The 11694-nt window shown below is 43.4% G+C and carries 10 protein-coding genes, 1 tRNA gene and 1 pseudogene; all 12 read right to left on the bottom strand.

What is annotated here, in order from left to right; genetic code table 11:
- Positions 1-48: 48 nt before the first annotated feature.
- On the bottom strand, positions 49-228 hold the full coding sequence (rpmF, locus tag B3182_RS16030) for a 50S ribosomal protein L32 (RefSeq protein ID WP_014707203.1): 180 nt from the start codon (positions 226-228) through the stop codon (positions 49-51).
- Positions 229-262: 34 nt separating this feature from the next.
- Positions 263-820 (bottom strand): YceD family protein, encoded by a 558-nt coding sequence (locus B3182_RS16025; RefSeq protein WP_292399013.1) that lies wholly within the window; start codon positions 818-820, stop codon positions 263-265.
- A gap of 68 nt (positions 821-888) precedes the next feature.
- A pseudogene (purF, locus tag B3182_RS16020) lies at positions 889-2397 on the bottom strand (amidophosphoribosyltransferase).
- Positions 2398-2417: 20 nt separating this feature from the next.
- Positions 2418-2909: a CvpA family protein gene (locus tag B3182_RS16015; RefSeq protein WP_292357195.1), complete on the bottom strand. Its 492-nt coding sequence runs from the start codon at positions 2907-2909 to the stop codon at positions 2418-2420.
- Between the two features lie 111 nt (positions 2910-3020).
- Positions 3021-3746, bottom strand: coding sequence for an SPOR domain-containing protein (locus tag B3182_RS16010; protein WP_292399016.1), 726 nt, complete (start codon positions 3744-3746; stop codon positions 3021-3023).
- 27 nt (positions 3747-3773) lie between these two features.
- Positions 3774-6209, bottom strand: coding sequence for an endopeptidase La (gene lon, locus B3182_RS16005; RefSeq protein WP_292357199.1), 2436 nt, complete (start codon positions 6207-6209; stop codon positions 3774-3776).
- A 145-nt stretch (positions 6210-6354) separates the two neighbouring features.
- Positions 6355-7626: an ATP-dependent Clp protease ATP-binding subunit ClpX gene (clpX, locus tag B3182_RS16000; protein ID WP_292357200.1), complete on the bottom strand. Its 1272-nt coding sequence runs from the start codon at positions 7624-7626 to the stop codon at positions 6355-6357.
- Between the two features lie 29 nt (positions 7627-7655).
- Positions 7656-8291 carry an ATP-dependent Clp endopeptidase proteolytic subunit ClpP gene (clpP, locus tag B3182_RS15995; RefSeq protein WP_292357202.1) on the bottom strand — a complete coding sequence of 212 codons (636 nt, stop codon included), beginning with the start codon at positions 8289-8291 and terminating at the stop codon, positions 7656-7658.
- An 89-nt stretch (positions 8292-8380) separates the two neighbouring features.
- A complete protein-coding gene (tig, locus tag B3182_RS15990) occupies positions 8381-9679 on the bottom strand; it encodes a trigger factor (RefSeq protein WP_292357204.1) in 1299 nt (432 codons plus the stop codon).
- A gap of 63 nt (positions 9680-9742) precedes the next feature.
- Positions 9743-9827, bottom strand: a tRNA-Leu gene (locus B3182_RS15985).
- Positions 9828-9894: 67 nt separating this feature from the next.
- Positions 9895-11337, bottom strand: coding sequence for an HDOD domain-containing protein (locus B3182_RS15980; RefSeq protein WP_292357206.1), 1443 nt, complete (start codon positions 11335-11337; stop codon positions 9895-9897).
- The coding region (locus tag B3182_RS15975; protein ID WP_292753504.1) for a 5'-nucleotidase at positions 11334-11694 on the bottom strand (361 nt) is incomplete at its 5' end. The genes B3182_RS15975 and B3182_RS15980, both read right to left, overlap by 4 nt.

Raw genomic sequence — 11694 nt, 5'->3', positions numbered from 1 at the left:
CCGCCCATAGCATCAATCGAAATTGTTAAAGTCAATTTCTGTTAAGCCTTATTCACTCTTATCAGCAATGACTTTACGGCCACGATAGTAACCGTCAGCAGTAACATGATGACGACGGTGTAATTCACCTGAAGTCGAATCAACTGCTAATGTTGACTCGGTTAATGCATCATGTGAACGACGCATACCGCGACGTGAAGGACTCTTTTTACTCTTTTGAACAGCCATGGCTTAAACTCCTAAACCCAAAACGACAAATAAATTATTTCTTCGATTTCAACGAAGATAAAACGGCAAACGGTGAGACTGGTTTTTCAGGCTCAATTTCTTCATCTCCTGCTTGCCATAATTCTTCTGGCAAACATGGATAATCATGTTTTGGCACTATTGGTAAGGCAAGTATTAACTCATCTTCCACAATCTGTGCCGGATCAACTTGTTTTGCATCATTCAAGATCCATGGCTCGTATTGTTCGGCAAGACCTTCAATTTTCCCTTCGTGCCGAACCAGTGCCAATATCGTTGTAATGTTCATTGAATGAGCCATCGGCTCCATACAACGTTCACATAACAGATTAACCGTTACAGCAAACTGTCCACGCATATAGGGCGTGCCGGTTGTATCAATATCAAACTGCATATCGACCGACACTGTTCCTGAATTGTCGTGCAACATTTCGCTCAACCGCGACATTTTACTGACCGGGATTTCCCCCGCTATCTGTAAACCGCTGTGAGCAAAACGAAACGGATCAATCTCTTTTGGCAATTGCTGATGCATAATCGACGGGATTATATAAGAATTGGTATCAAACAGCAAAAAGCTGTTGATTCCTGCTGATTTCAGCAGGAATCAAACGTTTGAAATTAGTACGATGACTGTGCAATTTAAACGTCATTATGTAGCTCAATAGTAACGTTACCTTCTTCTTCAGTCTGTTTGGACATGTCATTACGCAGCGCATCAATGTAATACAAATAGGTTTCATCAATATCGCCGGTAATGTAATCACCATCGAAACAGGACGTATCAAAGCGTTTAACATCACTTTTCTTGTTAATGGCTTCAACCAGATCGTTTAAATCCTGATAAATCAACCAGTCTACACCCAGCTCTTCTGCAATTTGCTTAACATTGCGATTATGCGCAACAAATTCAGAGGGTGAAGGCATATCAATACCATACACATTAGGGAAACGAACTGGTGGTGCGGCGGAAGCAAGATAGACTTTTTTCGCGCCAGCATCTCGAGCCATTTGCACGATTTGCTGGGAAGTTGTACCACGGACGATTGAATCATCGACCAGCAACACATTTTTATCACGAAACTCCAGGTCAATAGCATTGAGCTTTTGTCTCACTGATTTTTTACGTTGCTGTTGTCCGGGCATAATGAACGTCCGGCCGATATATCTGTTTTTAATAAAGCCTTCGCGGTAAACCACACCTAAATCATATGAAAGTTGTAATGCAGCGCTGCGACTGGTATCGGGAATTGGAATGACCACATCAATGTCATGATCAGGAAATTCGCGCTTGATTTTCTCTGCCAGTTTAGTGCCCATTCGCATACGGCTTTTGTGAACAGAGATACCGTCCATCATTGAATCAGGACGGGCAAAATAAACGTATTCAAAGATACAGGGTGATTTAACAGGGTTCTCTGCACATTGCTGGCTGTGGAAACTGCCTTCCATGTCAATAAAGATACATTCTCCCGGCTGGACATCACGCATAAATTCGAAATCCAGCGTGTCCATCACGACACTTTCAGAAGCCACAACCTACTCGGTACCCTGCTCTGAGTCGCGCTTGCCAATAACGGCAGGACGGATACCATAGGGATCACGGAAAGCCAACATACCCACGCCAGCAATCATCGCTACTGCAGCATATGCACCTTTACAACGTTTATGTACTTCTGAAACCGCTTTGAAAATATCTTCGGGTTGTGGTTTGAGCTTTCCGGAAGTCTGCAATTCGTGAGCAAGTACATTTAATAACACTTCGGAATCTGAACCGGTATTAAGGTGACGACGATCACTTTTAAACAATTGATCTGATAACAGCTGTGTGTTGGTCAGGTTACCATTGTGGGCCAGTGCAATACCGAAAGGCGAGTTGACATAAAATGGCTGGGATTCAGCTGAGTTGGAACACCCCGCGGTAGGATAGCGTATATGGCCAATGCCCATTGAACCTTTCAGACGAATCATATGACGGGTATGAAAAACATCTTTTACCAGTCCATTATCTTTGCGAAGATAAAACCGTCCGTTCTGGTCACACGTCATGATTCCCGCGGCATCCTGACCACGATGTTGTTGAACGGTCAGTCCGTCATAAAGTGCCTGGTTGACTTCTGAATGACCTACGATTCCGATAATTCCACACATATATTAAGACCCTGTCAGGATTAGTTGAAGTTAACGTGTTCGGCGACATCAGCTGGTAAAAACTGTTTGACCCAAATCGCCAGATCTTCAAAGTGTTGTAACAATAAAGAATTTTGCCACCAACTGTCAGATGGCATGGGTGTTACTCCGGCAGCCAACACTAATATAGTGACAATTGCTGCACCTCTAAGAATACCAAAAATCACTCCCAGAGCACGGTCAGTGCCGCTGAGACCTGTTTTTTCAACCAATTGTGAAATCAAATGATTAACCAGTGCCCCGAGTATTAATGTGACAACAAATAAGACAAAGAATGCAATAAATAGACGTAGTGTAGCTGTATCAATATAGGGCGTTAACAAACTGGCGAAGTTTGCAAAAAACATGAATGCAACCCAAATCGCCACTATCCAGCTAATTAACGAAAGTACTTCTTTTATAAAACCGCGAACGATACTGATGCCCGACGAAATCAAAATAATGCCGATTATTAAATAATCTACCCAGTTCATTATGACTCCGCGTCGAGCGAGCGTGTTAAAAGGAGAATTTTATCAGAATTGCACAAACGAACCCAATATATTTACTTTAAATAACTAGTTAATTGAGTTGTTTGTGATGCATTACTGATATGGGAAAACCTGGGTATTTATATTCAATTGGTTACGTATTGACTCAGCAGTTTTTTCCAGAGCAGATCGATCTGCACTCGGTTGCAATCTCACTCGATAAATAACGTTTCCACCTGAACGGGTTTGCTCAATCGTAGGTTTATAACCCAGCTCTTCCAACTGCTTTTTCCGACTGATTGCATTCGCTTCCATTGAAAAACTGCCTAACTGAAGAATCCAGCGCGAATTTGCTTCTGCCGGAGCAGGAGTCGATTCTGTTTTAGGCTCGGGTTGACTTATCTTGGGAGCTGGAGCTTCTACTACCGGTTCAGGTTCGGGAGCTTTTGGCGCGGGAGCAGGTTTGGGAGCCTCAGGTACCGGAGCTGGTGCTACAGTTTCAGGTTCAGGTGTTACAGGAGCTGGTGCTACAGTTTCAGGTGTGACAGGTTCTGACACAAAAGCGTCAGGTAGCTGCGGAGCAGTATTGTCTTTAACTTTAGGATCAATATCGACAAAAGCTTCGGAGGAAGACATAGCTGTTTCCAACTCTGAGTCATCATCTACCTTTTCCTGTAAAGGCTCAATCACCGATGAAAACTGAATGGGTTCTTCTTCGACTTCCTGTCTGCCGGATTCTGTCTGACTAACTTTGGATAAAACGATATAAGCGAGCACGGCGATGAAAAAGACAAGCAATAGCGTCCCGATTAAACGCTGTTGTTGTTTTTGGGTCATCATAAATCTCCGCTACTCGCTTTTATCAGATTAGTGCCGGTTTTGTGTATTAACTTCGTGAAAACTGGCCTGTTCTGGCGGCAGAACAGTTGCAGTATCCGGAGTCGGTAACACTTTTGTTGGCATATGTTGCAAGGCTTTTTCCAGAACTTCATTAATCCAGCGTACCGGAATAATTTCCAAACCGGATTTTACATTATCTGGAATTTCCCGTAAGTCTTTGACGTTATCTTTGGGAATTAAAACCGTATCAATTCCACCGCGATGTGCAGCAAGCAATTTTTCTTTCAAACCACCGATTGCCAGGACCTCACCACGCAACGTGATTTCACCAGTCATCGCCACATTGGATTTAACCGGAATTCCGGTAATCGCAGATACCAGCGCCGTACACATACCGATACCCGCGCTAGGACCATCTTTTGGTGTAGCACCTTCAGGAACATGGATATGCAAATCGTGACTTTGAAGATAATCCTCAGCAATACCCCACTCTACTGCTCTTGAACGAACAACAGTGGTTGCTGCCTGAATAGATTCCTGCATCACATCACCCAGTTTACCGGTATAACTCGCTTTACCTTTACCTGGCATCACCGCAGATTCAATAGTCAGTAATTCGCCACCGACTTCAGTCCAGGCCAGACCAGTGACCTGACCGATGCGATCATCTTCCTCGGCAACACCATATTGATAGTGGTAAACACCAAGATAATCTTCCAGGTTATCCGCTGTTACAACCACTGTCTCTTTAGGTGATTCACGAAGAATCTGTTTAACCAGTTTGCGACAGATTTTCGAGATTTCGCGTTGCAGATTACGAACACCCGCTTCGCGTGTATAACGGCGAATGATTTCCATCACTGCAGCTTCGGTAATCTCAATTTCTCCGGCCTTTAAACCATTGTCTTTAATAGCTTTTGGAAGCAGGTACTGTAAGGCAATATTCAGTTTTTCATCTTCGGTGTAACCCGCCAGTCGAATGATTTCCATCCGGTCACGCAATGCATCCGGAATATTAAGTGTATTTGCAGTACAAACAAACATCACATCAGACAAATCATATTCAACTTCCAGGTAATGATCGGCAAATGTTGAATTCTGTTCAGGATCAAGGACTTCCAGCAATGCCGAAGCGGGGTCGCCTCGGAAATCCTGAGCCATCTTGTCTATTTCATCTAGCAAAAACAATGGGTTCCGCACACCGGTTTTGGAGATATTCTGAATCACTTTACCCGGCATTGAACCAATGTATGTACGACGATGACCACGGATTTCAGCTTCATCACGTACCCCACCCAGCGCCATTCGGCTAAATTTACGATTAGTCGCACGCGCAATTGATTGAGCAATCGATGTTTTACCAACACCAGGCGGTCCAACCAAACAAAGAATCGGGCCTTTCAGTTTTTTTACCCGTTTCTGGACAGCGAGATATTCAATAATGCGTTCTTTAACTTTTTCCAGACCATAATGATCTTCATCCAGCACTTTCTGAGCGTGATCCAGATCCAGAGTGACACGTGAACGTTTTTTCCACGGCACTTCGAGTAGATATTCGATATAGTTGCGAACCACTGTGGCTTCAGCAGACATCGGCGACATCATTTTTAATTTTTTCAGCTCAGATTCAGCTTTGTCACGTGCTTCAGGGCTCATGCCCGCATTGGCAATTTTTTCCGCTAATTCTTCGACTTCATTACCAGTGTCATCCAACTCGCCAAGCTCTTTCTGCACGGCTTTAAGCTGCTCGTTCAGATAATATTCGCGCTGACTTTTTTCCATCTGTTTTTTGACGCGATTACGAATGCGTTTTTCAATCTGCTGAATATCGATTTCCGATTCCAGAAAAGCCATTAATTTTTCAATGCGGTCTTTTACATCCGCCATTTCCAATAACAGCTGCTTATCTTCAAGTTTTAACGTCATATGCGCAGCAACGGTATCCGCCATGCGCGCGAGGTCTTCAATGCTCGATAAAGAAGCAATAACTTCAGGTGGAATTTTTTTGTTGAGTTTGACGTACTGCTCAAATTGACTGAGCAACGTGCGCATTAAAACGTCAGCCTCACGCTGATCAGGATGTTCATCGATAAAACTGGCAACTTCTGCCTCGCAAAATGCGTTGCTATTATCATACAAAGCAACTTTGGCACGTTGCGTTCCCTCAACCAATACCTTCACGGTACCATCAGGTAATTTTAACAATTGCAGAATATTGGCAAGCGTTCCGGTTTCATAAAGATTTTCGGGCGCAGGTGAATCTTCACCGGAATCTTTTTGAGCGACCAGCAGGATTTGCTTGTTTTCATCGGTAGCATGTTCAAGTGCTTTGATGGATTTTTCACGTCCAACAAACAAAGGAATAACCATGTGAGGATATACAACAACATCACGAAGAGGCAGCACAGGCACTTTTTGCAGTGCATTGCCATCAGTTAATGTAGTTTCAAATTCTTTTTCCATCAATGCGGACCTCTTAAGGGAGTCAACTGACACAGTAATTGTGTTCGTGAAAACAATATGGGGACAGGCATCAAGAAATCAAGCGTCCGGAGAAACCGGACGCGTCGATATCAGCCAAAAATTTAAAGATCCAACAGGTGGGAAATTATTTATCACCTGAAGCGAGATCAGCAGGATGATCTTCGTAAATCAAAATAGGCGTGTTTTCACCGTTGATAACACTCTCATCAACAACCACTTTGGTCACATTATCCAAAGACGGCAGGTCAAACATGGTGTCCAACAGGACGTTTTCAATAATGGAACGCAAACCGCGAGCACCTGTTTTACGCTCCATTGCTTTGCGGGCAATGGCTCTTAGCGCATCCGCTCTGAATTCCAGCTCACAGTTTTCCAGTTCAAACAGTTTTTCATATTGCTTGGTCAGCGCATTTTTCGGCTCAGTTAAAATCTGCACCAAAGCAGCCTCATCAAGCTCTTCAAGCGTTGCAACTACCGGCAAACGACCTACAAATTCAGGAATCAAACCATATTGGATTAAATCTTCTGGCTCAACGCCACGTAATGCTTCACTTGTTGGTGAGTTGGAATCGACACTCTTAACATCAGCAGAAAAGCCAATGCCACCTTTATGGGTACGGTTACGGATAACTTTATCCAATCCGGCAAATGCACCGCCACAGATAAACAGGATCTTGCTGGTGTCAACCTGCAAAAACTCCTGTTGTGGATGTTTTCTGCCACCTTGAGGTGGTACAGAAGCGATGGTGCCTTCAATCAACTTCAATAAAGCCTGCTGGACACCCTCACCTGACACATCACGTGTAATGGAAGGGTTATCAGACTTTTTAGAAATCTTGTCGATTTCGTCGATGTAGACAATACCTGTTTCAGCCTTTTCGACATCGTATTCACATTTCTGCAGCAGCTTTTGAATGATGTTCTCAACGTCTTCACCCACATAACCGGCCTCGGTTAATGTAGTGGCATCAGCCATAGTGAATGGAACATTAAGCTGTCTTGCCAGGGTTTCAGCAAGAAGCGTTTTACCACTACCTGTAGGTCCAATTAGCAGGATATTACTTTTGGATAACTCAACATCATCGTTTTTGTTGCCGTGACGAAGTCGTTTGTAATGGTTGTATACCGCTACCGATAACACTCGTTTAGCTTTTGCCTGACCGATAACGTAATTGTTTAGCGCTGAATCAATCTCATGGGGTGATGGCAATCTCGAATCAGCGGCCTCATCGGTTTTTTCTTGTAGCTCTTCACGAATAATATCATTGCAAAGTTCAACGCATTCATCGCAGACAAATACTGAAGGTCCAGCGATCAGTTTTTTAACTTCATGTTGGCTTTTACCGCAGAATGAACAGTAAAGTAATTTGTCGTCGTTTTTTTTGTCATCGCTCATCGCACTACTTTCCTAACGTTTGTGATTGCTCAAGACTTTTCTTCAGGTCGGCTTTTCATAACAGAATCAATTAAACCATATTCTGCTGCTTGTTCACCATTCATGAAATTATCACGGTCAGTATCACGTTCAATTTTCTTAATATCCTGACCAGTGTGATGGGCCATAATTCCATTTAATCGATCACGAATGCTTAAAATTTCTTTTGCATGAATATCGATATCCGATGCCTGCCCCTGAAATCCGCCTAAAGGTTGATGCACCATAATGCGTGAGTTTGGCAAGGCAAAACGTTTTCCCTTAGCACCCGCAGTGAGCAATAATGCGCCCATGCTGGCGGCCTGACCAATACACAAAGTGCTGACTTGGGGTTTGATAAATTGCATTGTGTCATAGATTGCCAGACCGGCGGTCACAGCACCACCCGGCGAATTGATATAAAGATGAATATCTTTGTCCGGATTTTCAGATTCAAGAAACAACATCTGGGCGACAATCAAGTTCGCCATATGGTCTTCAACCTGACCCACTAAAAAGATAATACGTTCTTTTAGCAGACGGGAATAGATATCGTAAGAACGTTCACCACGTGAAGTTTGTTCAACTACGATTGGAACCAATGCATTTTGAACTGGATTGAGTTGCTCAGAAAATTTAGTGCTCATAGCGGTCCTGTTTTAATGCCAAATAAAAAATAACCCGTGCCCAAAAGTTTGAGCACGGGCTGTCTTTGTAAAAAAACTTGCTAGTGCCTTTAGGCTACAGCATTCATCACTTCAGAAAATGAAGATGCTTTTTCTTCAACTTTAACATTATCGTAGATCCATTCAACAACAGTATCTTCGACAACCATCATTTGGATTTCAGATAATTTATCCTGATTGGTCATGTAATAGTTCATAACGTCTTCAGGATCTTCATAACTGGCAGCAATAGCTTCAATGGCTTCACGAACCCGTTTTTCTTCAGGTTGAATGTTGTTATCAGAAATAATCTTACCGATAAGCAGACTCAGTTTGACACGTTTTTCTGCATTTTCCTTGAAATTACTTAATTCAAAAGGTAAGCCTTCAACGTTAACACCTTGATTGCGCAGGTTATTCTTAGCCTGTTCCATCAAGTAATTAGCTTCACGCTCAACCGGTGCTTCAGGTAAAGCAATTTCATTATTGGCTGCAACACTATCCATTGCTTTGCGCTTGTTCACATTTTTAAGTGCCGCTGCAAGTTCACGTTCCATATTTGAACGGACTTCTTTTTTCAAAGCGGCTAAGCCACCTTCAACGCCACACATTTCAGCAAACTCTTTGTCCAGTTTTGGCAATTTCTTTTTGGCCACCTGTTTAACAGTGACAGCAAAATCGGCTTTTTTACCTCGCAGGTGCTCAGCGCGATAATCTTCCGGGAAGGTCATTGAAATAGTCAGTTCCTGGTTGGGTTTGACGCCAACCAGTTGCTGTTCAAATTCAGGCAGCATACTGTTATTACCAATGACAACGAGAACATCCTGACCTTTACCGCCCTGAAATTCTTCGCCATCAATACTGCCGACGAAATCGATGGTGACACCATCTTCTTCTTTAGCGGCACGTTTTAATGGTTCCCATGTCATGCGTTGCTCACGCAAGGTTTCAAGCATTTTGTCGACATCTTCGTCACTGACTTCTGCAACGGTTTTTTCCAGCTTGATATCGTCTACCTTTACTGCATCGATTTCCGGAAAGATCTCATAATTCAACGTATATATTAATGTTGAATCTTCTTCTTTCATGCTATCGATATGAGGAGGGCTTGCAGGATTAACATTTTCTTGAGTGAACGCTTCGCGCATGCTGTCTTGAACAATCTGATCAATCACATCACGGCGTGCTGAGGGACCATGCGTTTTAACCAGCATCTTCATCGGAACTTTACCGGGACGGAAACCAGCCATTCGAACAGTCGGGCGGATAGAAACCAAGCGTTTTTCAACAGCCTGTTCAATATTTGCATCTTCCACGGTGATGGTCATTTTACGACCGAGTTCGCTGACATTTTCTACAGTTACTTGCATTCTTTAAACCTCAAACACGGGGATTAAGCGCATTGCTGGCGTCTATGCGCCGACAATTGTAAATGGTACGAGAGGAGAGACTCGAACTCTCACAGGTTACCCTACTGGAACCTAAATCCAGCGCGTCTACCAATTCCGCCACTCTCGCAAATCGTTATTAATATGCATTCATATCAAATCAAGTCGGCCATTATAGCCAGATAAACTAACCAAAACTAGCCTTGTATTGTCAAAAAGGTGAATGCCAATGATGCCTGCTGGCAAAATTGACGAAAAGCGATCAGATCCTGACGATTTAATCCCCGCTCAGAAGCATGTCTATCAGCCAGAAATAACCCCACCGGTTTGTTGGATTTTTTTAACGGCATAGCCAGCATCGGTTTGCCCGCCATTAGTTGATTACTTTCCCTGTGCAGTTTTTTTAACAGCGCAGGTTGTGAGTCGTCGATCAATACGGCATCTTCAGCAGCGAGTAAATCTTTAAAAAGGGTTTGAGCATTGCTCTCCATTGATACCTGAAACAACTCGCAAAACTGTTCGTTTTGATTACCAAGTACATAACGACAATTCAGTTGCTTTTTATCTGCGGATAATACGGCAAAAATCACTCTATCCATTCCCGCGCCGCGATAAATACCCTCCATCACCATTTCCAGTATCAGATTGATACCACAATGCTCCTGGATAGCTTGTGAAATGTCTTGCAGAATGCGTAGCTGCATAGATTGGTCGGGTGCCGGATAATCTGAGGTTTCTTCAAAATCACTCACAAAATCCTGCTGCTCTCCTTCAGCTTTTAATTCTGGAGGAAGTGGTATCAAACCTCTCACACGCTCACTACCGGTGAGGTTAAGTAACTTTTGTGCCGACAATGCACTGTCATATACAGAGGGTTTCAAGGTTTCCAGTTTTTGATGTGTCAACGAGACAACTTTCTCAAACCATGGGTTAAGTTTGTCCGCATTCCAACCTTTACTGGTTTCAATCGCCAACTGTCCAGCATATCTAATGATTAGAACGGATTCGGATTTCACATTCGGCCGAAAACTATCGATTAATAAATCATTTAACGACCAGGCTTCTGCCAGGCCCTGAGTAAGTTGCTGAAGCGTAAAACCCAACACGTCACTCTCGGCAGCAACACTGCAATCCTGGTTTTCAAACGCGGTTACGGTTTTGTCATCAGCAAACGCCCAAAAAGTTAAATGTCCTAAACGTGATAACAATGCAGCGATAAAAATATCCTCAGGCGTTTCGGAATGACAGAGGATTGCCATATTTTGTGCCTGAACAGCGGCATGCAGGGAAACAGCCATTTCCTTAAGTACTTTGTCGTGGCGTTTGGTGGCCTTTAGAGAGTCAATCAACACCAGTGTCAGCGCGAGCACTTTGACTTGTTCAAACCCCAACAACATCAATGCCCGCGATACAGTATTAATATGGTGACCCTGAGGATTGTAGTAAACACTATTGGCCATTTTCAGCAAACGACTGGTTAATGCTGCATCACGAAGAATGACCTGCGCAACATCAACTGCCGCGCTATCTTCCTGCTCGAGAATCTGGTTAATCTCCAACATGGTATTTGGAAATACCGGCATGTGTTTATTGGTCAGCTGATGGATAAACCGTTGTGCGGCAACAGGAATTGGTGTCATTCGTTGTTATCTTTCAATATAAGCTGATTGGCAATGCCATGCGGAACATGGCCTGTTGCCACGTGATCTTTTGCAGATATGCAATGTCGTTCCTGATCATCAAAAAAGATATCAGCACCAAACGATTTAAGGAAAGGCCCTTTTTCCATCCCACCCAGAAAAATGGCTTCATCAATACGAATGCCCCATTCTCTCAAGGTACGGATGACCCGTTCATGAGCCGGAGCAGAACGTGCGGTGACTAATGCAGTACGAATCGGCGAACTGTTTTCTGGATATTCAGTTTGAATTTTATTCAGGGCCATTAAAAAGTCTTTAAAAGGACCACCCGTTAGAGCCTGTCTGGCTGTTTGCTGC

This window comes from Methylophaga sp. UBA4204 (assembly GCF_002379485.1).
Lineage (GTDB): Bacteria > Pseudomonadota > Gammaproteobacteria > Nitrosococcales > Methylophagaceae > Methylophaga.
This window is presented reverse-complemented; position numbering and strand designations above follow the sequence as displayed.

Bases quoted from the DNA above. Each gene is read 5' to 3' on its own strand.
- rpmF (WP_014707203.1), bottom strand. From the start codon at position 228: ATGGCTGTTCAAAAGAGTAAAAAGAGTCCTTCACGTCGCGGTATGCGT.
- B3182_RS16015 (WP_292357195.1), bottom strand. From the start codon at position 2,909: ATGAACTGGGTAGATTATTTAATAATCGGCATTATTTTGATTTCGTCG.
- B3182_RS16010 (WP_292399016.1), bottom strand. From the start codon at position 3,746: ATGATGACCCAAAAACAACAACAGCGTTTAATCGGGACGCTATTGCTT.
- lon (WP_292357199.1), bottom strand. From the start codon at position 6,209: ATGGAAAAAGAATTTGAAACTACATTAACTGATGGCAATGCACTGCAA.
- clpX (WP_292357200.1), bottom strand. From the start codon at position 7,626: ATGAGCGATGACAAAAAAAACGACGACAAATTACTTTACTGTTCATTC.
- clpP (WP_292357202.1), bottom strand. From the start codon at position 8,291: ATGAGCACTAAATTTTCTGAGCAACTCAATCCAGTTCAAAATGCATTG.
- tig (WP_292357204.1), bottom strand. From the start codon at position 9,679: ATGCAAGTAACTGTAGAAAATGTCAGCGAACTCGGTCGTAAAATGACC.
- B3182_RS15980 (WP_292357206.1), bottom strand. From the start codon at position 11,337: ATGACACCAATTCCTGTTGCCGCACAACGGTTTATCCATCAGCTGACC.